This is a genomic window from Pseudoclavibacter sp. AY1H1, from assembly GCF_002931055.1.
In the GTDB taxonomy this organism is placed as follows: Bacteria; Actinomycetota; Actinomycetes; order Actinomycetales; family Microbacteriaceae; genus Pseudoclavibacter.
Window position 1 is genome coordinate 93,562 of sequence record NZ_PSXX01000011.1, and the last position, 23,790, is coordinate 117,351.

The window sequence follows — 23,790 nt, forward strand, 5'->3', positions numbered from 1 at the left end:
TGGGGCGAAGTCGCGTCGGCTGGCGTCACACGAAGACGGGTCCGGAGTGCACAGCCGAGCGACCGTGGCTCGATACTGTCGGGGCGCTCGCGCCCATCGGGTCACATGCGCGGGCCGAGACTCTCGTAAACTCGCGATGCGAGCCGCGCAGCCTCGCTCATGACAGACTTCCGCACCGCCCCTGCACTCCCCCGACGCGAGCCGAAAGCAGACTGTGACGCCGAACGCATCCACCTCCCCCGTGACGAGCGCGACCCCCCCGCGCGGTGGGTTCCGGAACGATATCCAGGGCCTCCGTGCGATCGCCGTCGGCGCCGTCGTCCTCTATCACGCCGGTGTTCCCTTCCTCACGGGCGGCTACGTGGGCGTCGATGTCTTCTTCGTCATCTCCGGATTCCTGATCACCTCACACCTCCTCGCGACGCTCAATCGTGACGGCAGGATCTCGTTCGCGAGCTTCTACGCGAAGCGAGTTCGACGCATCCTGCCCGCTTCGTTCGTCGTCCTCGCCCTCTCTGTGCTCGCCGCACTCATCTGGTACCCGCCGCTCCTCCTGCGCGAGGTCTGGACCGGGGCCGTCGCCACGGCGCTCTACGTTCCGAACTACCTGTTCGCCGCCCAGGGCACGAACTACCTCGCAGAGACGACGCCGTCCCTCTTCCAGCACTACTGGTCGCTCGGGATCGAGGAGCAGTTCTACCTCATCTGGCCGGTGCTGATCGCCCTCGGCTTCGCGCTCTTCAAGCGCCCGCGGGCGCTGCTCATCGCGCTCGTCGCGCTCGTGGCGCTGTCCTTCGCCGCCGGTGTGCTCCTGACGTACCAGTCGCAGCCATGGGCGTTCTTCGGGCTCCCGACACGAGCCTGGGAGCTGGGTGTCGGCGGCATCATCGCGTTCGTCCTGGTCTACCGTCCGTCCGTCGTGGATCGGAGCTGGGGAGCTCCGCTCGCGTGGCTCGGCCTCGCTGGAATCCTCGCGCCCGTGTTCCTCTTCACGAGCGCGACTCCGTTCCCGAGCTTCTGGGCGGCGATCCCCGTCCTCGGTACCGCCGCGGTCATCCTCGGCGGTTCCGCGTCCGGTGGGTGGGGCCCAGCACGCGCGCTCTCTGTCCGTCCCATGCTCTTCGTCGGGACGATCTCCTATTCGCTGTACCTGGTGCACTGGCCATTGCTCGTCGTGCCGCAGACCGCGGTCGGCTACGAGAGCCCGCTGCCGCTCTGGCAGACCTTGGCCCTCGGGGCGGTCGCCTTCCCGCTGGCATGGCTCATGTACCGGTTCGTCGAGGATCCAGCCAGGAAGGCGAGATGGCTGACCTCGGCTCGGCCTCGCCGATCGCTGCTCGCCGCCGCGGCCGCCTCGGCAACCGCGATCGCACTGGTCGGCGGTAGCTTCGTCTACTCCAACTCGCAGCCGCTCTACGTCGACAGGGCGGCGACGGCTGGAGCTCTCACGGCCCCACCGACCGCAACCGACTTCGTGCCGAGCAACCTGCAACCGTCACTGCGCAGCGTCTCCGGCGACCAGCCTGACATCTATGCCGACGGCTGCCACCTGGACTTCGAGGCCACGGCGCCTGCGTCCTGCATCTACGGGGAGAGCTCGGATCCTCGGATCGTGCTCTTCGGCGACTCCCACGCGGCGCAGTGGTTCCCTGCCGTCAGCACGTGGGCGCTCGCGAACGGCTACTCGGTGGAGTCGCACACCAAGAGCTCGTGTCCTTCGATCTCAGCGCCACTCACCAGGAACGCCGTTCCCTACGCGGCGTGCGACGAATGGCGGACACAGGTGCTCGATCACATCTCGGCCATCGACCCCGCCCTCGTCCTCATCGCCAACTACGGCCAGGTGACCTTCCTCGATGACGGGGGAAGCTACCAAACCGCCTGGGCGAGCGCACTCGGCGCGACCTTCGATGCCGTGGATGCCCCCGTTGCACTCATCGCAGACACCCCTGACATGGGCAGCACTCCTGCGATCTGCCTCTCGAACCACCTCTCCGACGCAGACGCCTGCGACGTCGAGCGCTCACGAGCCTTGGAGACGCCGGTCCGCGGCGTCGAAGTGGACATCGCCGCGGCCTCGGGAGTTCCGCTGCTGGATCTGACGCCATACATCTGCGGCGAATCGATGTGCCCGACCATCATCGGCGACACGCTCGTGTACCGAGATGCCCATCACCTCACGGCGACCTTCAGCTCGGAGCTCTCCGGAGCGTTCGGCGAGGCTCTGACCGCGAGCGGCTTGATCCCCGCGAAGGTGAGCTGACGGTGGCCGTCGCATCCGACGATGATGGAATCGGCGCGAAGGCTGTCCGCGGCATCGGATGGATCGTCCTCGAGCGATGGGCCTCGCGGTTCATCGCGCTCGGCGTCTTCGCGCTCCTCGCTCGGTTCATCGCACCTGGAGACTTCGGGCTCCTCGCCCTCTCCACGGTCTTCACCGCGATCCTGCAGGTGTTCGTCGACTCGAGCTTCAACAAGGTGCTCGTCCAGCGGCTCACCCTGGAGCCCAAAGACGCGTCGACGACCTTCTGGACCAGCCTCGGCATCTCCGTCGTCATCTACGTCGCCCTCTTCTTCAGCGCGCCGCTCATCGCCCTCCTGCTCGGCGAACCGGAGCTTGGCGACATCCTGCGCGTGCAGTCGATCGCGATCGTGCTCGCCGCACTGAGCAGCACCCCGGCGGCACTCCTCGAACGCGACTTCCACTTCAAGCAGCTCTCCATCCGCAAGCTCGCGGGCACGGTGGCCGGCGCCGGCGTCGCGGTCCCCATGGCGATCATGGGCTACGGCGTCTGGGCGCTCGTCGGGCAGGCCCTGGTGCAGAGCTTCGTCGGATTCGTGACGCTCTGGGCAGCCTCGCGCTGGCGTCCCAAGTTCGAATTCTCCTGGACCTCGCTGCGCTCCATGGCCTCGATCGGCTTCAGTGTCCTCGGCGTGGAGCTGCTCAGCGCGACGCAGGCGAACATCGACAAGCTCGTGATCGGCGCTGCCATCAATCCGACCGCGCTCGGCTATTACTTCTTCGCGCAGCGGATCCTCACGATCACCTCGGAGCTCGTGACCTCGGTGGTCGGCCGCGTCTCGCTCACCACCTTCTCCCGAACACAGGGAGACGTCGCGAAGACCAACGTGGTCATGCGCAGCCTCACCTTCGCCTCGTCCGCAGTCGCGATCCCGGTCTTCCTCATCCTGGGACTGCTTGCGCCGGACTTCATCCCCTACCTCTTCGGCGAGGAATGGGTTGCATCGATTCCGGTGTTCCAGCTCCTGATCCCGTCGATCATCCTGGTTTCCGTGACCTACTTCGATGGAAGCGTGCTCATCGCAGCAGGTCGAGCGAAATCCGCCTTCGGACTCGCGCTCGCCCAGAACATCGTGGGCGTCATTCTGCTGTTCGTCGCCTTGCCGTTCGGCATCCAGGGGGTGGCGCTCTCCCGCAGCGTCCGCGTGATCCTGCTCTGGCCGCTGCGCCTCGTGCTGCTTGCGAAACAGGCCTCAATCGCCATCGGCCCCTACATGGGGCAGCTCATCCGATGTACAATTGCCGCCGTCCCGATGGTCGCGTTGCTGCTGATCCTCGACCTGACACCGTGGGCTGCGGTTGAGCCCCGCGTCGTCGGGTACACCGTGCCAGCGGCCATCACCGCGTTCGCACTGTATCTCGGCGTCCTGTGGTTCGTCGCCGGTCGTGAGCAGCGGACGACGATCATCGGACTGGTACGAAAACTGCGTCGCCGGTCCGCGTGACATCCCCCCGCAGTGCTACGAGGAGTCACGTTCGAATGGTCTTTCGCACGCTGGTCAGACGCCAGAACCTGGCGCTGTCGACAAGTCTGCGTTCGGCAGCACACGACGCTGGCCTGAGCGACGTCTTCAACGTGTGCGTCCTCGAGCGCGACAACGCACTGCATGTCTCCTTCCGAGCGCTCGACGAGAGCGGCCAGAAGCCATTCCGGGCATATCTCGCCTCGGCCCCGGTCGGGAGCGACGACTGGACGGTCGTCGATCTCACCTCCCACGCTGGCTCGCACGGGGTCGCCCCGGTCGCCGACCCGAAGCTCTTCGCGACGAAGGACGGGGTGTTCGCGACCTTCAACACGGGATGGCCGAGCGGAGCTCAGAACGACATCTTCATCATGAGGGTCGCCCCCCTGCTGTCCGCACCGAGCCGGGTGCAGCTCGCCAACGCCGAACGGCAGCGCATCGAGAAGAACTGGGCGTTCCACCAGCTCTCCGACGGGGAGCTTGGCGGCATCTACAGCCTGCAACCGCTCATGACGCTCCTCCGCGTCGACGGGCAGGTCGGCGAGACGCCGGACATCACCTTCGAGCTCACGCGGCACGACGCCCAGTACCCGGTGAGGGTTCCTCGAGCGACCACCATCGGCTCTCAGCCCTGCCTGACCGCAGATGGCTCGCTCGTGCTCATGGCGCACGAGCGCTTCTCCATCCGGTCCAAGCGCGCCTACGTCGGACGTCCCGTACGCATCTCTCGGCTCGACACGACGACACCGACGGTGGAGTTCTCCAAGCACCGCCTGGTGCACTCGGTCGCAAGCGCTCTCCCACGGCGAGGCGTCCACAATCGCAATCTGCTGAGCGCAAGCTACTTCGCCGGGGCCGATGTCCTCGGGTCGACGGTTCGGCTCAGCTACGGAGTCAATGACGTGAAATTCGGCATCGCGGAAATCGAGGAGCAGGCACTGTGGCAGTAAAGACGTTCTACTGGGACCCGGTCGACCGGACCCGTCGCTTCTCGATCCCCCGACGAGGCAAGCTTCGGGTCGGCAACGCCGGCGACCTCTTCAATCGAGACCTCGTGCGCTTCCTCTACGACGACGAGCCGGACAACCTGACCGACATCGGCGGGCGCCTGCTGCTCGTCGGTTCCGTCATCCATCGCGCGCTGCCTGGTGACATCGTGTGCGGGGTCGGGACGAAGGGGCGTGAGCTGCCTGCTGTGGCTGAGGGGCCTTCCGACATCCGCGCCGTGCGTGGCCCGCTGACGATGCGAGCCCTCGACGAAGCCGGGTACGACACCTCGAACGTCACGTCTCAGCTCGACCCGGGTCTCGCAGTCGAATCGATCTACGCCAAGACCTGCGCCGAGACTCAGGCCGAAGCGGGTCGGGTCATCTTCATCCCCCACTACCGCGACCTGCCGCTCTTCCGCCGCCGCCGCGAGTTCTCCCTCGTCAGCATCGACTGCGAGCCGGAGGACCTGGTTCGCGAGATCCTCCGCGCGGAGTTCGTCTACACCTCGTCGCTCCACGGGCTGATCTTCGCGCATGCGCTCGGACGCCCCGTCAAGCTCGTGGCACCGGTCAACGGCGAGCCTGAACTCAAGTACCAGGACTACTTCGCATCCGTCGACCTCCCCTGGTCGACCCCCGTCTCCATCGACGAGGCCCTGCGCGGGCCTCGCCTCGGCTCCCCGGTCCACATTCAGAAGACCCTCGACGACTTCGCGTTCCCTACTCGAGCCGAACTCGTCGAACGCGGCATCGCATCCGCATCCTCCGCGTGACGGCGCGGCGCTGACCTGTGAGTATGAAGGAACCCGAAAGTCAGCAGAGCGCTGACGCACCGAGAAAGGAATTGGTTCGATGACCGAAGTCCTCCTGCCGATCCTCATCGTCGTCGCGACGCTGATTGGCCTCCGCGTCGCGGGAGCCACAACCACGGTCGCGCTCGTCGCGCTCGTCGGTCTGGCGCTGTTCCCACGCAGCCAGGTGTACCTATTCGGTTTCGACCCGGTGCCGCTGTCCACGGTCAGCATCTTCATCTGCGTCATCATCGCCTGCTTCGCCAAGCCGCGGCTGCCGATTCCCGTCGTCTTCATCCCGCTGGTCGCCTACCTCCTCCTCATGGTGACCACCGGATGGACGAATCCGCACGTCTCGGCGGACGCTCTGACGCTCATCCTCGTCGCGATCCTCGCCTGGTTTGTCGGCACGTTCATCGGACGCGCCGAGAAAGCCCCGCACCTCGAGCGCTGGCTTGCCCTCGCGATCCTCGCCATCCTCGGCTTCCAAGCGCTCATCGCGCTGGGCCAGAGCTTCGGGCTCTCCTGGTTCGCCGCCGTCTCCGAAGCGTCCATCCTCGAATCCGGGCGCTCGGCAGGCACGGCTGGACACCCCGGAAACCTGGGGAAGATCGTCATCTGCCTGACGGCGATCGCGCTGCCGCTGAGCACGTCCAGCGACAAGGTCGTCGCTCGCGCAGCGACATTCGCGATGCTCGCCGGCCTGCTGGGCGTGGGTCTCTCCGCGAGCCGCACGAACTTCATCGCGCTGATCGGCATGCTCGGACTCTGGATCATTCTCCAGCGCGGCAAGGGCGTCATGAAGCGACGTATCTGGTTCGGTGGCGCGATAGCGCTCGTGGGCGCGCTCTCTCTCGATGCCATCCTCGCGCGCTTCCAACAGGACCCGCTCGGCGGAGAGCGCGAGCACCTCCTCGCAGTGGCGCAGGAGTATATCGGCAGGAACCTCATGCTCGGAATCGGGCCGGGCAACTACATCACCTACTTCGGCCAGTTCGATGCGCTCACCGCGCGCGGGTGGCCGGTGCACAACGTGTTCTACTACGTCACGGCAGAACAAGGTGTCGTAGGGGCACTCCTCTTCTTTGGACCGATGGTCGCTCTGGTAATCAAGGGACTGCGCGACTACAACAGGAAGAACCAGCACTCAGATTCCGGTCTCGCGCTTTTCACCCTGACCATGGCAATGATCGTCGTGGGCTTGACCGGATGGGGATTCGCGGGAGGCTTCCTGCTCCACATCTGGTTCTTCACGTTCGGCTACTTCAGCGGGAAGCTCGCGAAGAAGCCCGTCGAACTCCCGCCGGCGGTCGCCGCCCTGCCGATCCGTCCGGCCACCAGGGGTCTGCGCTTGCGCTGACGACTCCCTCCCAACGAACATTCCAGGAGAAGCCTGTGCTCAAGCACGTCCACGGTGTGCCCGCATTCATGTGGAACCCCCACCGGTACCGTCGTCTGCGACTCGCAGGTCGCACGTTCGGGCCCCGGAAGAACAACTTCGGTGACCTGATCGGCCCGCAGGTCGTCGCGCAGGTCGCCGAGTCCCGACTCGGCTCGGCCCCCCACCAGGCGGTGGACTCGACGCGGACGCTCTTCTCCGTCGGATCCGTCATGCACTTCGCCGTCGACAACGACGTGATCTGGGGAACCGGCGTCAACGGCAAGACGGACGAGCAAGCCCACCGCTTCACTCGACTCGATGTGCGCGCTGTGCGGGGGCCGCTCACCCGGGAATGGCTTCGCCGCGAGCGCGGAATCGACGCGCCCGAGGTCTACGGCGACCCGGCTCTGCTGCTGGGCGAGGGATTGCGCGCGCGGCACCCGCTCCTCCCGTCCCGGCGCTTGAGCGTCATCCCGAACCTCAACGACGCGCGGGAGTACCGCAGCCACCCGGACTTCTTCAGCCCCAGGCGCTCCGTGGACGAGATCGCAGCCCGCATCGCCGGCAGCGAGGCACTCGTCACAAGCTCACTCCACGCACTCGTCTTCGCCGAGATGCTCGGCGTGCCGGTCGTGCTCATCGCCTCTCCCGTCGAGCCTGTCTTCAAGTACGAGGACTACTTCCGCGGCACGGGGAGGAGCAGTTGGACGATCGCCTCGAACCTCGACGAGGCTCTGCAGCTGCTTCCTGCCCGGACGGCCTCGACGGAGGACCCGCTTGCCGCCTGGGACCCCGCGCCCCTCGAGGCGGCCTTCCCCACCGATCTGTGGACCACGGCGAGCTGAGGGCACTGAACATGTCGAGCGTTCCCCCGAAGCCCAGAGTGCTGATGTCCTACAACCGGCCGCCCGGAGGTGGGAACCCGTACACGGCATTTCTCGCACAAGCGCTCGCCGACGACGTCGACCTGCAGTTCTTCTCGTGGAAGACGGCGCTCATCGGCCGCTGGGACATCTTCCACCTGCACTGGCCCGATGCTCTTGTCGTCGCCCCCTCCGCCGTGCGTGAGCTCCTGAAGTCCTTCCTCCTGGTCGCCCTGGTCCTGCGCATCCGGCTCACCCGCAAGACGCTGGTGTGGACGGTGCACAATCTCAAGCCCCACGAAGCAGGGCGGCGGACCACAGCGTTCGCGATCGACCTCCTGATCCGGGCCGTCGACGTGCGCATCTACCTGAACAGCTCAGAAGACAACGACCTCTCGCTGGGGGTCACCGTGCCCCACGGGGACTACGTCCCACTTCTGCGTCAGCACAAGGAGGGGGGCTGGGCGTCTCAGGAACGCGTGGTGCACCAGATCCTCCACTTCGGCCTCGTTCGCCCTTACAAGGGCATCGAGTCCCTCATCGAGAGCTACGACCAGCAGCGGCTGCCTGGGTCGAGCTTGGTCATCCTCGGTGCCGCGAAGAACGCGCAGTACCGTCACACGATCCAGCAGCTCGCGGATGCGCATCCCGGCACGGCGTTCGATGCGCGCTTCGTCGAAGACCCCGAGCTTCTCGATCAGCTCGCCGAGAGCAGACTCGTGGTGCTCCCGTACCTCCAGATGTACAACTCGGGCGCCCTCATCTACGCGCTCAGCTTCGGGTGCCCCGTGCTCGCGCCGGTCAGCTCCTCCAACCTCGCGCTCCAGCGAGAGGTCGGGTCGAAGCTCCTCACGCTCTACCAGGGACCTCTCACGGGCGAGGTGCTGGAAGCCGCCTACCGGGATGCCCCGGCACGGCGCACGTCAGCCTCCGCCTTCTCCGAGCGTCGCTCGTGGGCGACCACCGGCCTCGCACACGTGCGCCTGTACCGGGCGCTGCGCGGAGCCCGAGCCGCCCGAGCCGCGGACATGCGTGCGCGGGTTGCCGCAGCAGTCGCCGCTCCGGATCAAGCCGCCTGAGGGCAGGCTCTCAGCCGGCCGCCAACTCCCGGAGGCGAGCGTCGACGCGTGCAACCGACCGCTCGATGGTGATCTCGCGTGCGTTCTCCACGAGGTGGTCCGAGAGCCGTCGCCGCAGCGCCTCGTCGTCGAGGAGTCGTTCAACCGCGTCAACCCACAGCTCGACGGGCTCGCTCGGCAGCACGAAGGCATCCACGAGCTCGGGGTCCGTGATGAGGAACGGTGCGGCACCGTAGTCCCGGGAGAGAATCACGGGGACGCCGTGCTGCGCGGCCTCGACCGCGCTCCTGCCGAACGCCTCACGGCTCGACGTGCCGAGGAAGGCCGTCGCTCCCTGCCAGAGGGCGGCCGGGTCCACCCAGCCGGAGATGTCGAGCGTCTCGGGCCGTGACTGCTCGAGCTCGCCCTGCAATGGGCCGGCGCCGAACGCCTTGGCCAGCGCCCCCGTCCGGCGCACGATCTCAGCGAAGAAGAGTGGGCGCTTGTCGCGGTCGAGGCGACCGGCAAACACGAGGTGCCCGTCCCGTCCCAGTGACCCGTCAGCGATGCGCTCGACAGAGGGGACCCCAGCCGGCACGATCACCGGATCGACCGCAGAGCGGACTCCGTCGGCGAGCACCGTCGTCGTCGCCCAGACCTCGTCGGCTTTCCGCATGGCACGGGTCACGAGAACTCGCTGGAGCACTCGGCGCAGCGCCTTCGCCTCACCGTGCGCCGGCCACGGCAGTCCGCGGACGAACGAGACCCACGTGCTCGGCCGGTTGCTTCCCAGGCCGCTCACCGCGATGTCGCTCTGGCCGATCATCGTGATGACGACATCGGCCTCGCGGAACTCGGCACGGCTCAGCAGAAGCCGCCTGATCGCCGGGATCAGCTTCATGCCGTGCACGTCGATCGTGGTCTCGTGCACTCCGAGATCGCCCTGCGGCGGGGAGCCGAGTGCGCTCGGCCTCATGGCGATGATCCCGGACCAGTCGAGGCCGGCTTCCCGCGCGGCGGTCACGAGGTCGTAGGTGGAGCGGTAGACGCCGCTCCTCGTGGTGAGTGGGACGGAGACGATGCAGACCTTCATGTCGCTCAGACGCTCTTCTCGAGTTCGGCGACGATGGAACGCGTCCCTGCCGCGTACTGCTCAGTCGAGAACCGCTCGAGGACTCGGGCGCGTCCCGCGGCAGCCATGGCCACAGCCCGATCCGGGTCGGCGATGAGCTGCGCGCAGGCCTCGGCCAGCTCCCCAGCGTTCTCGGCCTCGAAGGTCAGCCCGACCTCTGCCGAGTCGACGATCTCCACCAGACCCTGCGTGCGAGCGACGATCGTGCACCGACCCGCGGCCATGCCCTCGGCCGCCACGGTTCCGAACGGCTCGAGCCGCGATGGGACGAGCACCAGGTCAGCTTCTCCGAAGCGCTCCGCTGGCTCCGGGTCGAAGCCGGCGAAGACGACGGCATCCTCGAGACCGTGCTTCGCGATCTGCGCGCCGAGCTCGTCCCGGTACCACTCGTACCCGTCGAACACGTCACCGATGAGCGTCAGCTTCGTGTCGATGCCTCGCTGCCTGAGGAGGTGGACAGCCTCGATCGCGGTGTCGGTGCCCTTGCGAGGGCTGATGCGCCCCACCAGGAGCAGGCGAACGGGCTCCGCGAACCCTTCGAATGCCGGAGCCTCGTACGGGGCCCAGTCCTTGCCGTTGTACAGGACCGAGGTCTTGCCCGTGACGCCGGACGCGTCGTCGAGCACGTACCGCTCGGTGGCCTTGCTGTTGCAGACCACTCGGGTCGCGAGTGCCAGCGGAGCGAGCAGAACCCTGCGGACGATCGCCGGCTGCTCTGATTCCGCTTCGCGCACGTGCACGAGCCTCGGCTTCTTCGCCAAGGCAGCTGCGAGGAGCCACCACGGCTGCGTGATCGTGTTGACGTAGACCACATCGGTCTCGAGGCGACGCAGGACCCTCATCGAGCGAACGATCGTGCGCGGCATCGTGGCTGCGAGCTGCAGCAGCTTGAGGGGGCGCAGCATCGCCTTGCGCAGCACGGGAAGAGGGAGAACGAGCACCCTGGCGCCCGCCTCCGTGAGGAGCGGCACGAGCGGTCCGTCAGACGGCAGCACCACATCCACCTGGTCGCCGGCTTCGACGAGCGCACGCACCGAGGCTACGGCCATGCGATCACTTCCGTACAGCTCCGCACCAGGATGGGTAAGGAGGACGCGAGTCACGATCGGCTGGGCCTTTCGGTAGGTTCAGGCACGTGCAAACAGCTCGGTCCTGACTCGCAGAAGCATGAGTCTTCGCACGAAACAGGACCGTCATCGGGGATGCCATAGAGTGTAGCGTGATCGAGCTATCGCATCGCGTCGCGCTCGTTTCCCCCGTTAGCGCATCCCCCACCTGCGCTGGAGGTCGGTCGACCTCAGCCCTGCGAGTCGCAGGACTGACGTTCACCCCCTTCCCACCTCAACGCGAAAGAGGCCTGACCTGATGAATCGATCAGTCGCGATCATCGGTACTCGCGGTTACCCGAGCTACTACGGCGGCTTCGAGACAGCCGTTCGGCGCCTTGCTCCGTACCTCGTCGACCAGGGCTGGGACGTGACTGTCTACGGCAGGGATGGCTCCACGAAAGAGGGCGACCCGACGCGCGACCCACGTGTGCACACTCCCGTGACTCGAGGCATCGAGTCGAAGTCCCTCAGCACGCTGTCGTACGGCGCGACGGCCATGTTCGACGCGTCCAGGCGCCGCCCTGACGTCGCGCTCGTGATGAACGTCGCCAATGGATTCTGGCTCCCCTTCCTCCGCGCACGCGGAGTCCCGACGCTGCTCAACGTCGACGGCATCGAGTGGGATCGCGCCAAGTGGGGGCGCCTGGCGAAGGCCATGTTCCGAGGAGGAGCCAAGGCGACCGCGTGGTGGGCGGACGAGCTCGTCTTCGACGCGCACGCCATCGGCGATCGTTGGCGCAGGGACTTCCGTCGCGACGGTGTCTTCATTCCCTACGGTGGCGATGTGCCGGAGGACCTCCCCATCGAGCCCGGCCTGACGCACCGCGGATACGCCCTGGCGGTCGCGAGGTTCGTGCCGGAGAACACGGTGGGCGAGTTCCTCGAAGCGGCGGAGACCGTCGCGAAGACGCACCACGTGGTCATCGTCGGCTCAACCGGCTACGGTGGCGAGCTCGACGACAAGGCACAGAAGCTCGCAGATGCGAACGCCAGGGTGCACTGGCTCGGCCACGTCAGCGATGACGACCGGTTGCACTCGCTCTGGCAGCACGCTGGAGCCTATTTCCATGGACACAGCGTTGGCGGCACGAACCCGGCGCTCGTTCAGGCGATGTCGTGCGCCGCACCGACCGTGGCGCGGAACACCGTCTACAACCGAGAGGTGCTCGACGATGCGGCGGTCTTCGTCGAGCCCACACCGTCAGCCATCGCGGACGGTGTCCTCCGCCTCCTGGGCGACCCAGCTCTGCAGGAGGACCTGAGCGCTCGTGCGTTCGCTCGCGGCCGAGCGGAGTACTCGTGGGAAGGCGTGTGCGCGCGCTACGAGGAGAGCCTCGACAAGCTGGCGCGAGGGCGGTCTGGGAAGAAGTCAGCCGCCGGACGCCGCTGACCACTCGACCGGCACTCCGTCCGAGGTGGTCAGCACGACCTTCTCGAGATCGGGGTACGTGCCCTTGACCAGGGCGCCGATCTCAGCGACCAGGCGACGCCGGTCGGTGTCGCTCACCGAGCCCGAGTCTGCGCGGAGCTCGACCTGGAGCCCGTCACTGACTGAGCCGCTGACCTCGCCCACGTACCAGCTCGCGGCGCCGCCATCGTGCGGTCGATCGAACCCGTCTGCGAAGTCCTGCACCTGCCAGAGCCGTTCGAGAAGCGCCTGGGCATCGCTCCCCGAGCCGCTGCCCTGCGGTGATCGCACCGGTGCCGACACGCGGAGTGCGACCGTCCCATCCTCCGTGATCTCACCGGACTGGGGCCAGGCAGTCACGACGATCCGGTCCTCCGGATCCCAGTCGATGTCACGCTCCGAGATGTAGATCGGTGCAAGGCCTGCCTCAGCGAGCCGCGCGGCCGCCTCGTCCACGCTGAGGCCCACGACGACCGGCACCTGGGTCGCCACTGCGCTCGTCGGCGGAAGGGCCTCGCTGGATGGCGGGGGCGGCTTCGGCTGGGTGAAGTCGCTGACCGAGAAGACGAGCACCCCGGAGAGAGCGACAAGCAGCACCCCGCACAGAAGGAGCAGGGCGGCCTTGAGCGGCGGTTTCAACCCATCAGTTTCTGGTGCCGTCACGAGCTTCTACGCCGCGTCGGGTTGTGCGCAGCCGTCGAGGGCGAATTTCGCGTAGCCGCCCGTCTGGTAGGCGAACTCGTAGAGCCACGTCCCCGGGTCGAGCACAGTCGGAGATGCCACGACGTTCACGGCGATCCCGCTGCAGGACTCGAAGATGGTCCGCGCGCGCGCGACGTGCGGCGTCGCCGTGATGACGGTCACCGAGGTCCAGCTATCGCGTTCTGCGATCTCCTGGATCTTCAGCGCCTCGCCCGAAGTGGTGGCGGGCACCGGCATGAAGCAGTCAGCTGTGCGATCACGGCACTCGGGAATGGAGGCCTTGTCGTAGGCCCAGCCCGGCCTCCCCGCCGAGATGATCATGCGATCGGCGCGGCCTTCATCGACGAGTTGCTGGCCGAGCGCGACACGGTCGGGCGTCGCTGGCCCGAGGACGATGACGGCGTTGGCATGCTCGACATCGTCCGAAGCCGGGAAGACGTAGACGATCGTCGCCGCGACCAGCGCCGCGACGACGACGAACGCGCCAACAGAAAGCCAGAGAACGAGCCGACGCACAAGAACCTCCAGAGCTAGAAGGAAGCACGTCGTCGTGACCACCGAATGAAGATGAAACGATACCCGCTCTCCTGGCGATTCGCGTGTGAGCCGCTGGGGCGCTCAGTCGCCGAACACGATCGTCTCCGTGAAGTCGGCCCCGTGGGGGACCTTGACGACCACGCGCCGCTTCGCGGTCGACAAGTACGTCTTCTCGTACACGAGGAACGAGAGCTCGGACGCCGACGCCCTGGTGCCCTCGGAGAACATGAAGGTGAGCCGATTCGCTCGGTTCGCGCCCGTGACGATGGTGAACCGGTCGGTCGATACTCTGAGCGTGGACTTGAGCTGCGAGTTCACGACGAGCGGGCGTCCACTCACCGAGCTGTCGACCACCGCACCGACGACCGCAGACGGCTGCACGGAGAACTCGATATGGTCCTCCGGGCCCAGGAGCAGGGGGATGCAGTGGTACCCGGTTCTGCCGGGTGTCTGAACGCGTCGCACAAACCGGTCCTGCTCGCCCTGCATGCTGCCGAAGACCCGGCCGGCGTTGAACCGCAGCGTCGTCGTCATGACTGGCGACTTCGCCGAGCTCACGGCGGTCACCGTGAACGCCCCAGTGGATTCCCCGGCGCCCATCACCGCACCTGAGGCACTTCTCGAGGTCGCGATCATCGGGGTGAGGGCTTCGGCGTACCCGGTCGCCGTCTTGCCAGCGTAGGTGCCCCAGCTCCGGTCGATGGCCTCGTTGTCCCTGACCACCTTGGAGCCCGAGAGCTTCGCGACGGGCTCGTTCGAGGACAGGACGACCGTGCCTCGGGTCGGAGTCCAGAGGATCCCCGGGCCGTAGCGCGGGCGAGCTTTCGTGTCACCCTCGTACGCGAGGTTCTCGAGTCTGTTCGATCCGTACTGGAAGCCCAGATGGAAGTTCTTCCTCTGCACGAACCCGTACCAGCGCGGCAGGATCTCGGGCGCCGTCGGGGCGGTGTCCGCCAGCAGGGTATTGCTCGACGCGGCGGTGAAATACGGGTAGTCGGCGGCGGACGCGCGACGCTCAGCATCACTGGGGGCGGGTGCGACGGTCTGCACCGTCCCGAGAAGGCGACGTGGGCTGAGCAGCTCGCGGCTCCCGGAGAGCACCCTCGCCGCCCAGTCCGTGATCGGGTACATGGCGGGGTCGCTCACCCAGTTGTCGAACCAGGCCTGCACCGCTTCCTGAGAGGGGTGCAGCGCGGCGAACTCGGGAGTCACCGCGAGCAGGTCGCGGCTCGGGGTCAGCGAGCTCTGTGTCTGGTTCGACTTCCCGAGGGGTGCCTTCCAGGCTCCGGGGATCGCATCGTAGGGCTGGAAGGTGAAGACGGTGTTGCGGGCGGAAAGGCCAGCGTAGTGGAAGCCTTCCACATAGTTCGGGGAGCCATCCGGTCCTGGAGTCGGCTCGAAGAAAACTGTGTGTGTCACGAACCTAGTCACCTGCTGGGCGATGTCCTCGGTCGTGGTGGCGACGTCTGCTCGTCCCATCTCGCGAGCTAGGCGAGCGATGACTGCAAGGTCCGGAACTGCAACGTTCGCCGTGTACCCGTAGTCGTAGGCCTTGCGCTCCACGGTGTGGCCGCTTGTCGAGATCCCACGCTCAGCAATGATGGCCAACGTAGCGGGCACGTTTGCCAAAAGTGCTGTTCGATCGTCTGGTATCTCGAAGGCCGCGAGCACTGCCGCAGCGATCATGCCGATTGGCTGATTGGCGACGTCAATCTCAGCGCGGCCCCAGAGCTGCGAGTTGGGGTCGAGACCAGTCGCCACGGCTTTGCCGATCATGCTTCGCAGCGAGGAGAGCGCGGCGTCAATTGCGCCTTGGTCTGCTGCGGGGGCAGTCGCACGATCTTTCGTGAGAAGACCGAAGGTGGAGGCCATGGCCTGCACCCCGAATGCAGTGGCAGCAAGACCAGACACAACCGTCGGGTTTGGAACGGCAGCATCGCTCTGTGCGCCTGAATCCTCAGGGAAGAAGCCATCCGCGAGCTGTGTTGCTGCGTAGGTTTCTATCGCAGCGAGGAGTCGAAGCCTCAGCTCGCGGTTACCCCGGTACTCCACATTCCACGGTTCGTCGTTCGCAAGGAAGTAGGCGAGCGTAGAGATGTGCTCCTGAGTGCGCGCGTTCCACCATGTTGACGCGGCTGCTCTCCAGTACTTGCCCGTAAACCACCCTCTTGGTGCCACGTGTCGACCGGCTCCCGCCGCTACCGGTCCATCGCCGACCATCGCGTTGGTCACCGCTGCCAGGGAGCGTTCGTAGTAGGCAGCGATCGCTGACGTTTCCGTGTACAAAGCGCGGTCTGCCGGCGTCCAGGTCGAACTCAGAGTGCGTATCTTCGCCAACGACGCGGTCGCGGCATGTGCGGGGTTCTGCGCCGCGAACAATCCGACCGTAGAAACAGCGCCGCCGATAATGGCCGCTCGAAGGAGGCCTCGCCTACTCAACGCATGCTTGGACGGTTCTGTCATGCTCGGCACTCCTTGCTGATCAAGGCGAAGTCGGACGTGACGCGCACACCTGCGAGACTCGCTTTCGACTGGCGGGTCAGTGTTCCCCGAAAGTCGCCGGGACTTGCCGAGTCAAGCTGGGATGCCCCATTCGCGCCGCTCCAAGCCTAACCGGGCTATGTTTCGAGTCAACGAACGGAGTCTGACGATCCCGTTCGACGCCCGAGCCTTTCCCCGCGCACCTGCATCTCCGAGCTCGCGCAGCTAGCGTCGTCCCATGCCGACGAAGTTCCAACCTGCCTCACGCCACGCAGCCGGGTCGAGCACGTTCCTGCCGTCGATGATCGCGCGGTTCGCGACGAGCTGAGCTGCCGCGGCCGGGTCGAGCGCACGGTACTCGGCCCACTCGGTCACCAGCACGATCACCTCGGCGTCGCGGAGGGCTTCCTCGGTCGACTCGACGTACTGAAGCTGCGGGTGGCGCCGACGGGCGTTCTCGATGCCCTGCGGGTCCGTCGCGACGACGTTCGCGCCGAGCCCCTTGAGCTGCACGGCGACGTCGAGGGCAGGCGAATCACGCACGTCATCGGACTCCGGCTTGAAGGTCACGCCGAGCACGGCGATCTTCTTGCCGTTCACGGATCCGTCCAGCGCGTCCACAGCCAGATCGATGACCCGCTGGCGACGCCGCAGGTTGATCGCATCCACCTGCTTCAAGAAGGCGACCGACTCGCCACGTCCGAGCTCTTCGGCGCGAGCCGTGAACGCACGGATGTCCTTCGGGAGGCAACCGCCGCCGAACCCGACACCCGCGTTCAAGAACTTGCGACCGATGCGCACATCGTGTCCGATCGCATCCGCGAGCTCCTTGACATCGGCACCGACGACCTCGGAGATCTCCGCCATGGCGTTGATGAAGCTGATCTTCGTGGCGAGGAACGCGTTCGCCGCGACCTTGACGAGCTCTGCCGTCGCGTAGTCGGTGATGATGCGAGGTGTGCCGGTGGACAGGGCCTGTGCGTAGACCTCGTCGAGGACGTCGGCCGCGGTCTGGTCAGCGACGCCATAGACGAGGCGGTCGGGCTCGAGCGTGTCCTTGACGGCGAAGCCCTCACGGAGGAACTCCGGGTTCCAGGCGAGCGTGGCGCCGCTTCCGTGCTCTGCGACGATGGCGGCGAGACGCTCCGCGGTTCCAACGGGGACCGTGGACTTGCCGACGATGAGGTCCCCGGCCTTGAGGTGCGGGAGGAGCCCGTAGAGCGCCGCATCAACATAGGTGAGGTCAGCTGAGGCGCTGTCCTTGGCCTGCGGGGTGCCCACCGCGATGAAGTGCACCGTGGCTGAGGCCGCCGCTGCGATATCGGTGCTGAACTCAAGGTTCCCGCTCGCCGTGGCCGACGTCAGGATCTCGGGGAGACCGGGCTCGAAGAAGGGTGGCTGACCGGCGGCCAGGGCCTCGATCTTCCGCTCGTCGACGTCGATGCCGATGACCTCGTGACCGAGCTCGGCCATCGCCGAGGCGTGGACGGCTCCCAGGTACCCGCATCCGATAACGGAAACTCGCATCTGCTTCTTCTCCATGAATCTCACCCGACTGACTGAAGACCGGGCTGGGGGATGATTTCTTGAGGAACGTGCGCGTTGCCCAGTGCTCGGAGGTGTCCGCGCACTGGGCAACGCATTCGAGGACTAGTTGTTGCGCCTGGACTTCGCGCTGATGATCGGCATCTGCCCCGTGCCGATCTTGCGGTACTCGGTCGTCGGGTTGCCGGCCTCATCCGTCCCGTAGTACGCACCGTAGGCGCCGTACGAGCCGTAGGCGTAGGAGTCAGGGCCCTTGGTCGGAACCTTCGTGACGACGATTCCCGAGACCTCGGAGCCGATGCCCTCGAGCTGGGCGACCGCACCGGCGAGCGCCGAACGCGGGGTCTGCCCGCTCGCGACGACGAGAAGCGTGCCGTGGGCGAGCTCGCTCAGCACCGCACCATCGGTGACGAGGAGCAGCGGGGGCGCATCGATGATGACGTAGTCGTGCTCGGCGAGCAGCTGGTCGTGGACCTGCTGCATCGTGTGCGAGCCGAGCAGCTCGCTCGGGTTCGGGGGGATGCGTCCGGCGGGGAGCACGTAGAGGCGACCACGGCCCCAGCGCTGCAGGACGTCCTTGGGCTCTGCGCGGCCGCTCAGGAGGTCGGTCAGACCAACCGAGCCGTCGACGCCCATGGTGGTCGCGACCTTCGGCTTGCGGAGGTCGCCATCGACCAGGACGACCTTGGCGCCCTGCTCGGCGAGCGCGATCGCGATGTTCGCGGACGTGGTGCTCTTGCCCTCCGAGGGGAGCGAGCTCGTCACGACGAAGCTGTGGCGAGTGTTCTCGATGTCCATGAAGCGCAGGTTCGTGCGCAGAGCACGGTAGGACTCGGCCTTCGGGCTCTTCGGCTCCTCGTGCACGATGAGCGGCCGCTTGCCGGCATCCGGGTCGAACGTGATCGTGCCGATGATCGGACGGTCAGTGATCTGCGCGATGTCGTGAGTGCTCCGGACCTTCGTGTCGACGAACTGGCGGAGGAAGGCGATTCCCAGACCGACCAGGAGCCCGATCAGGGCGCCGAATCCGACGTTCATGGGCACTCGAGGGCTGACGGCGGTTCCCGAGGGCTGAGCCGACTGCACAGGTTCGATCTTCACGAGGCTGGGCGACGCGCCATCCGGCTTCTCCAGCTCGTTGACGATCACATCGATGAAGTTCGTGGCCACGGAGTTCGCGATGGACGCGGCCTGGACCGGGTCCTCGTCAGTGACCGCGATCTCGATAACAACCGTGTTGAGCTCGTTGGTCGCCGTGATCTTGGAGGCGAGTTCCGCCGGCGTCATGTTGAGGCCGAGCTCCGCGATGACCCGTGAGGTCACGATCTCCTTGTTGACGACTGTCGTGTACGACTGCACTGCCTGCCGGGCGAACGAGGTTCCCTGGTTCAGCTCCTGGACAACAGCACCGTCAGAGGAGCGCACCGAGACGTAGAGTTCCGCCGTCGAGGAGTACTTCGGTGTCTGCAGCAGCGAGACGCCGGCACCGCCAGCGACCCCCGCAAGCGTGCAGATCAAGATGATGATCCAGTTTTTGTGCAGGATTCGCAGGTAGTCGCGCAGTTCCATAAAGGTCCGTCCGTGTGTCTCTTGCGCTCGTGCCGCTGCCGCTTTCGCGGCTGGCACGAAACGGGTGGCTCGCGGTTCGGAGCGCAGGGGGTATCTCAGGCAAGCTGGGGCGAGCCCGGCCTCATACTACTGGTGTGATGTTATTGGGCTGTAAATTCGTGAAATGTGATCAATCAGTCGCAGAGTGACCACACTTCGGTGCCGAGCGACGATCAGCCGCCGATCTCCACCGGAAGGCCGGCGTCGACCGCGTTCGCGATGAGCTGGTGGCCGGCGTCGTCCGGGTGCAGGCCGTCGAGCTCGAAGTACTGGAACTCGTCCTCGAAGAGGTGACCGACATCCAGGTACTGGCCGCCGACGGAAGTGACGTCAGCCTCGATGAGCTCGCTCGTGAGCGCCAGCTGGGCGGGGTACGCCGTGCTGACCCAGAACGGCGAGACCGCGAGGATGCGGGCATCCGGCAGACCGGCACGGAGATCGGTGAAGACCGACTCGACGCCGAGCTCCTGGTCGAGCTCCGACATGTTCAGACCGCCGGAGACGATGACCACGTCCGGCTCGGCCGCGATCGCCTCTTCGACCTGGAGCGCGTAGGAGTTCCACTCCTCGAGGCCCTGGCCGTAGCTCGCGCCGCTCACGCCGAGGTTCAGCTCTTCCCAGCCGTTGGCTGAAGCCAGCAGGGTCGTCCAGCGCAGCGACGGGTCGCTCGCGCCGACACCCTCGGTGTAGGAATCGCCGATGAACGCGACGGTCAGGCCGGTGCCCGCAGGGGTCGCGGATGGCGCCGAAGCGGATGGACCACCAGCGGAGCTCGTCACCGAACCGGCGTCTTCTGAGCTGGAGATCGTAAGAATAGGTTCTGCGCCAGCCCCCGCGGGGGCCTCACGTGGCATGAACGCCAAAGCCACCAACGCGACCGCAGCGAGAGCCACGACCACGAGCAGTGTCAGCTGGGGCCAACGACGCGCACTCTGGTTGCGTGTTTTCATTTCCATGTGATCGTACCGGCCCAGCGGCCAAGCTGATACTCCCCTGGGAACTTTCGATTGCCCCGACACGCTCAAATCCCCGGGATTTAGCCCCGGAATTGGTCCGAACTTTGTCTCGATTCGCCATGTTCCGGCCCAGAAAACCGGGAAGTGTAGCGTCGAGACACGGCGAGACGGGGAATTCATGGCAGCACACGACGCGGCGAGACAGCCCGCGGCGACCCTCCCCCGCCACCGCGAACGGTGGATCGACATCATCCGCGGCGCTGCCATCCTGCTCGTCATCGCCAACCACGCCATCGACGTGCCCATGCACATCGCAGACGTCACCCCGGGCACGGTCATCGACGACCTCACCCTGTACTTCGCGCCCTTCCGCATGACCTCGCTCATGCTGCTGTCTGGACTCCTCCTCCCCCTCGCCCTCGCCAAACCGCGTGGTCGCTACTACGCCGGCAAGCTCCGCACCCTCGCCTGGCCCTACGTGGTGTGGCTCGTCATCTTCTGGATCGCCACCGAGAACGCGACCGAGTGGATGCGCCCGGACGGCTGGATCACCCGCAGCTGGCTCTGGTTCATCCTCTGCCTGTTCCTCGCCTACCTCGCCGCGCCGCTGCTCACCCGGATCCCGAGCCCCTGGTTCGCCTCCGTGCCGGTGACCCTCTGGCTGCTGAGCATCGCCGCGCCGGACGGCACCCTCTTCGACCTCGCCTACTACGGCGGCTTCTTCTTCGCGGGCTACCTCGTCGCCGAGAACCGGCACCGGCTGCGCCGTTTCGACACGACGCCGACGATGCTCGCGCTCCTCGCCGGCAGCTCGATTTTCGCGGTCCTCCTCGTGCTCCAGGAGCACGGCCTGGCCCTCGGCGGCGCGGAGACACCGGCAACCGACGACAACGGCGCCATCGAGCGCTTCGACCTGATCTGGGTTCCCGTCGTGCTCGCCGGGATCGCGGGCACCATGCTGCTCGCGAGACGCGTCCGCGGAGCGCTCGACGGCGCGCGCCAGTCCGCGCTGTCCCGCGCGCTGCAGTATGTCGGCCGCAACTCGATCGTCTTCTACCTCGTCCACTACCCGCTGCAGATCGTGGTCGTGAAGCTACTCGATTCCTGGGGCGTCACCGCCCAGCCCATGATGATGACCGCGTGCATCCTGGCCGCACTTGCCGTAGCGTTCGCCGCTGTCGCACTCCGCCGCCGCAGCCGCGTCGTGGATGCGCTCTTCGTCTTCCCGAGACGAGAGCAGCTGAGCCCGGCACGTGCACGGTGACCCCCGCCTGCGCCCCGTCTGAAAGCCCGATGACCACACCAGCCCACGCACTCGCACCCACCGAGCGGCCGTCGCCTCGAGGCCCATCGCGCCAGGCGACCCCGCCCGCCTCGGGCCGCGAGCACTGGATGGACCTCGTGCGCGGTGCCGCGATCCTGCTGGTCGTCACCTTCCACGCCAGCGCGATCCCCATCTTCCTCATCGACGTCGCGCCGACGAGCCTCATCAGCGACCTCAACACGTTCTTCGCCCCCTACCGCATGAGCACGCTGCTGCTGCTCTCCGGCATGCTGCTCGGCCGCTCCCTCGCGAAGACCGGCCCCACCTACTTCGCGGGCAAGCTGCGCACGCTGCTCTGGCCCTACCTCGTCTGGGGCACGGTCTACTGGCTCGTCACCATGCAGGACGGCTGGACGCAGCCCAGCAGCTGGATAGCTCTCAGCTGGCTGTGGTTCATCTTCTACCTGGCGATCTACTACCTGGTCGCTCCCCTGCTCACGCGCATCCGCGGCCCCTGGTTCGCGGTCGTCCCGCTCGGACTCTGGGCGCTCAGCGCGATCCTCTCCACCCGCGGAATCGTCCCCCTCGTCCCGCTCGGAGACCTGGCCTACTACGGTGGTTTCTTCTTCGCCGGCCACCTCATCGCGCAGTACCGCGGCCAGCTCGCGCGCTTCGAGCGGTGGCCGGTGATCATCGCCTGCACGCTGACCGCCGTCGGCTTCGGGGCCCTGCTCATCGGCCAGACCCACGGCACCTACTTCGGCCTCGACCAAGCACTCCGCCTGGTCTCCGACACCAGCTCGACCGCGCCAAGTGACGGATCCCTCACCGCCGCAACGCGCCTCATCGACCGCTACGAGCTCGTGTGGATCCCCGTCGTGCTCGCCGGCGTCGCCGCCATCATCATGATCACGCGGCGCCTCACCGGCGCGACGCGCGGCCGCGACGGCGACAGCGCCCGCTGGCTGCAGTACATCGGCCGGAACTCGGTGGTCTTCTACGTGGTCCACTACCCCGCGCAGATCATGATCACCTCGTGGGTCGGCGACTGGGGCCTGCTCGACCCCACCTGGATGCTGATCATCAACACGGTCGTCGCGATCGGCCTCAGCTGCCTGTTCTGCTGGCTGCGACGGTGGCCAGCAGGTGACGCCGCATTCGTCTTCCCCAAGCTGCGGACGAGCGGGAGCCCCGCTACGCCTTGAGCGGGGCCCCGTTGTGCACGAAACCCGCCCAGGCGGACGTCACCATGTCGTCGAGCGTGTACTGCGCGGTCCAGCCGAGCTCGTCCGTGATCCGGGATGCGTCGGCCACCAGCAGCGCAGGGTCGCCGGGCCGACGCGGAGCCACCTCGGGCTCGAACGACAGGCCGCTCGCGCGACGCACCGCATCCACCACCTCGAACACCGAGTAGCCCTCACCGCGACCCACGTTGTACTCGGCAGAGACCGGCGTGCCCGCCGCGATCGCGTCGAGCACCGCCAGGTGCGCATCCGCCAGGTCGACGACGTGCACGTAATCGCGCACGCACGTGCCATCCGGAGTCGGGTAGTCGTCGCCGAACACCAGCGGAGCCTTGTCCTCAGCGAGCTTCTCGAAGATCATCGGCACGAGGTTGAGGGCGAAGCGGTCGGCCAGCTCGTCGCTGCCAGCGCCGGCGACGTTGAAGTAGCGCAGCGAGACGGCCGTGATTCCTGCGGCCTTCGCCGCGGCCTGCACAAGCCACTCGCCGGCGAGCTTCGTCTGCCCGTACGGGTTGATGGGGTTCTTCACGTCCGACTCACGGATCGGCTCGTCCGAGCCCGTGCCGAGCCCGTACACCGCCGCCGATGACGAGAACACGAGGCTCTTCACGTTGGCCCGCTGCATCGCCTCGAGCACGTTCGCGAGGCCACCCATGTTCTGCTGGTAGTACCACGCGGGCCTCGCGACCGACTCCCCCACCTGCTTCTTCGCGGCGAAGTGCACGACGCTCGTCACCTCGAGCGCCTGCATGATGTCGGCCAGCGCGTCCGCCGCACCCGTCGTCGAGATGTCGAAGTCGAAGTGCGGCGTGGCACCGACCTTCTCGGCCGTTCCCGTCGTGAGGTCGTCGATGACAACCACCTTGTCTCCGCGAGCCTCGAGGGCCGCGAGCACGTGAGCGCCGATGTAGCCGGCACCGCCGGTGATGAGCACAGTCATGGAGAATCCCCTCAGAG

19 protein-coding genes are annotated in these 23,790 nt (G+C 66.7%); 10 read left to right on the forward strand and 9 right to left on the reverse strand.

The annotated features are described in order from the left end of the window. Positions 1–241 precede the first annotated feature (241 nt). The 7 genes from C5E05_RS15570 to C5E05_RS15595 all read left to right on the forward strand — a co-directional run bounded on the left by C5E05_RS15570 (position 242) and on the right by C5E05_RS15595 (position 8,868). Positions 242–2,263 carry an acyltransferase family protein gene (locus tag C5E05_RS15570; protein WP_104342473.1) on the forward strand — a complete coding sequence of 674 codons (2,022 nt, stop codon included), beginning with the start codon at positions 242–244 and terminating at the stop codon, positions 2,261–2,263. 2 nt (positions 2,264–2,265) lie between these two features. Continuing rightward, the gene (locus C5E05_RS15575; protein ID WP_146081145.1) at positions 2,266–3,747 is read left to right on the forward strand and encodes a lipopolysaccharide biosynthesis protein; all 1,482 of its coding nucleotides are present in this window, start codon (positions 2,266–2,268) and stop codon (positions 3,745–3,747) included. Between the two features lie 35 nt (positions 3,748–3,782). After that, a complete protein-coding gene (locus tag C5E05_RS15580; protein WP_104342447.1) occupies positions 3,783–4,715 on the forward strand; it encodes a hypothetical protein in 933 nt (310 codons plus the stop codon). Beyond that, positions 4,706–5,527, forward strand: a complete 822-nt coding sequence (locus tag C5E05_RS15585) for a polysaccharide pyruvyl transferase family protein (protein WP_104342448.1) — start codon at positions 4,706–4,708, stop codon at positions 5,525–5,527. Before C5E05_RS15580 ends, C5E05_RS15585 begins: the two co-directional genes overlap by 10 nt. Positions 5,528–5,606: 79 nt before the next feature. Continuing rightward, a complete protein-coding gene (locus C5E05_RS20250; protein ID WP_181059675.1) occupies positions 5,607–6,905 on the forward strand; it encodes an O-antigen ligase in 1,299 nt (432 codons plus the stop codon). Between the two features lie 35 nt (positions 6,906–6,940). Continuing rightward, positions 6,941–7,771 (forward strand): polysaccharide pyruvyl transferase family protein, encoded by an 831-nt coding sequence (locus C5E05_RS20255; protein ID WP_181059677.1) that lies wholly within the window; start codon positions 6,941–6,943, stop codon positions 7,769–7,771. An 11-nt stretch (positions 7,772–7,782) separates the two neighbouring features. After that, the gene (locus C5E05_RS15595) at positions 7,783–8,868 is read left to right on the forward strand and encodes a hypothetical protein (RefSeq protein ID WP_146081146.1); all 1,086 of its coding nucleotides are present in this window, start codon (positions 7,783–7,785) and stop codon (positions 8,866–8,868) included. A gap of 10 nt (positions 8,869–8,878) precedes the next feature. Here C5E05_RS15595 and C5E05_RS15600 read toward each other — a convergent pair whose 3' ends face one another. Together C5E05_RS15600 and C5E05_RS15605 are read right to left on the reverse strand one after the other, a co-directional pair. Next, entirely contained in the window at positions 8,879–9,940 is a 1,062-nt protein-coding gene (locus tag C5E05_RS15600; protein WP_104342450.1) for a glycosyltransferase family 4 protein, read from the reverse strand. Between the two features lie 5 nt (positions 9,941–9,945). Continuing rightward, positions 9,946–11,028, reverse strand: a complete 1,083-nt coding sequence (locus tag C5E05_RS15605; RefSeq protein ID WP_104342451.1) for a glycosyltransferase family 4 protein — start codon at positions 11,026–11,028, stop codon at positions 9,946–9,948. A 316-nt stretch (positions 11,029–11,344) separates the two neighbouring features. On the opposite strand from C5E05_RS15605, the gene C5E05_RS15610 reads away from it, so the two are divergent. Next, on the forward strand, positions 11,345–12,478 hold the full coding sequence (locus C5E05_RS15610; protein WP_104240289.1) for a glycosyltransferase: 1,134 nt from the start codon (positions 11,345–11,347) through the stop codon (positions 12,476–12,478). Here C5E05_RS15610 and C5E05_RS15615 read toward each other — a convergent pair. The 6 genes from C5E05_RS15615 to C5E05_RS20260 all read right to left on the reverse strand — a co-directional run bounded on the left by C5E05_RS15615 (position 12,458) and on the right by C5E05_RS20260 (position 20,148). Beyond that, entirely contained in the window at positions 12,458–13,135 is a 678-nt protein-coding gene (locus C5E05_RS15615; protein ID WP_104342452.1) for a PASTA domain-containing protein, read from the reverse strand. The genes C5E05_RS15610 and C5E05_RS15615 overlap by 21 nt on opposite strands. A 30-nt stretch (positions 13,136–13,165) precedes the next feature. Next, complete coding sequence (locus tag C5E05_RS15620; RefSeq protein ID WP_104342453.1) at positions 13,166–13,714, reverse strand: YdcF family protein; 549 nt, start codon at positions 13,712–13,714, stop codon at positions 13,166–13,168. Between the two features lie 102 nt (positions 13,715–13,816). Then, complete coding sequence (locus C5E05_RS15625) at positions 13,817–15,511, reverse strand: hypothetical protein (RefSeq protein ID WP_146081149.1); 1,695 nt, start codon at positions 15,509–15,511, stop codon at positions 13,817–13,819. Positions 15,512–16,441: 930 nt separating this feature from the next. After that, positions 16,442–17,743: a UDP-glucose/GDP-mannose dehydrogenase family protein gene (locus C5E05_RS15630; RefSeq protein ID WP_104298280.1), complete on the reverse strand. Its 1,302-nt coding sequence runs from the start codon at positions 17,741–17,743 to the stop codon at positions 16,442–16,444. Positions 17,744–17,866: 123 nt separating this feature from the next. Further along, entirely contained in the window at positions 17,867–19,330 is a 1,464-nt protein-coding gene (locus C5E05_RS15635) for a polysaccharide biosynthesis tyrosine autokinase (RefSeq protein WP_104240285.1), read from the reverse strand. A 212-nt stretch (positions 19,331–19,542) separates the two neighbouring features. Next, complete coding sequence (locus C5E05_RS20260; RefSeq protein WP_181057711.1) at positions 19,543–20,148, reverse strand: SGNH/GDSL hydrolase family protein; 606 nt, start codon at positions 20,146–20,148, stop codon at positions 19,543–19,545. Between the two features lie 355 nt (positions 20,149–20,503). On the opposite strand from C5E05_RS20260, the gene C5E05_RS15645 reads away from it, so the two are divergent. Both C5E05_RS15645 and C5E05_RS15650 read left to right on the forward strand, forming a co-directional pair. Beyond that, positions 20,504–21,589: an acyltransferase gene (locus C5E05_RS15645; protein ID WP_104342455.1), complete on the forward strand. Its 1,086-nt coding sequence runs from the start codon at positions 20,504–20,506 to the stop codon at positions 21,587–21,589. Positions 21,590–21,618: 29 nt separating this feature from the next. Next, positions 21,619–22,794: an acyltransferase gene (locus C5E05_RS15650; RefSeq protein WP_104342456.1), complete on the forward strand. Its 1,176-nt coding sequence runs from the start codon at positions 21,619–21,621 to the stop codon at positions 22,792–22,794. Here C5E05_RS15650 and galE read toward each other — a convergent pair. Continuing rightward, positions 22,784–23,773 carry a UDP-glucose 4-epimerase GalE gene (gene galE / locus C5E05_RS15655; RefSeq protein WP_104240282.1) on the reverse strand — a complete coding sequence of 330 codons (990 nt, stop codon included), beginning with the start codon at positions 23,771–23,773 and terminating at the stop codon, positions 22,784–22,786. The genes C5E05_RS15650 and galE overlap by 11 nt on opposite strands. Positions 23,774–23,790: the final 17 nt, after the last annotated feature.

Bases quoted from the DNA above. Each gene is read 5' to 3' on its own strand.
- C5E05_RS15580 (WP_104342447.1), top strand. From the start codon at position 3,783: ATGGTCTTTCGCACGCTGGTCAGACGCCAGAACCTGGCGCTGTCGACA.
- C5E05_RS15645 (WP_104342455.1), top strand. From the start codon at position 20,504: ATGGCAGCACACGACGCGGCGAGACAGCCCGCGGCGACCCTCCCCCGC.
- galE (WP_104240282.1), bottom strand. From the start codon at position 23,773: ATGACTGTGCTCATCACCGGCGGTGCCGGCTACATCGGCGCTCACGTG.
- C5E05_RS15610 (WP_104240289.1), top strand. From the start codon at position 11,345: ATGAATCGATCAGTCGCGATCATCGGTACTCGCGGTTACCCGAGCTAC.
- C5E05_RS15625 (WP_146081149.1), bottom strand. From the start codon at position 15,511: ATGATCGGCAAAGCCGTGGCGACTGGTCTCGACCCCAACTCGCAGCTC.
- C5E05_RS15605 (WP_104342451.1), bottom strand. From the start codon at position 11,028: ATGGCCGTAGCCTCGGTGCGTGCGCTCGTCGAAGCCGGCGACCAGGTG.
- C5E05_RS15595 (WP_146081146.1), top strand. From the start codon at position 7,783: ATGTCGAGCGTTCCCCCGAAGCCCAGAGTGCTGATGTCCTACAACCGG.
- C5E05_RS15630 (WP_104298280.1), bottom strand. From the start codon at position 17,743: ATGCGAGTTTCCGTTATCGGATGCGGGTACCTGGGAGCCGTCCACGCC.
- C5E05_RS15600 (WP_104342450.1), bottom strand. From the start codon at position 9,940: ATGAAGGTCTGCATCGTCTCCGTCCCACTCACCACGAGGAGCGGCGTC.
- C5E05_RS15635 (WP_104240285.1), bottom strand. From the start codon at position 19,330: ATGGAACTGCGCGACTACCTGCGAATCCTGCACAAAAACTGGATCATC.
- C5E05_RS15650 (WP_104342456.1), top strand. From the start codon at position 21,619: ATGACCACACCAGCCCACGCACTCGCACCCACCGAGCGGCCGTCGCCT.
- C5E05_RS20250 (WP_181059675.1), top strand. From the start codon at position 5,607: ATGACCGAAGTCCTCCTGCCGATCCTCATCGTCGTCGCGACGCTGATT.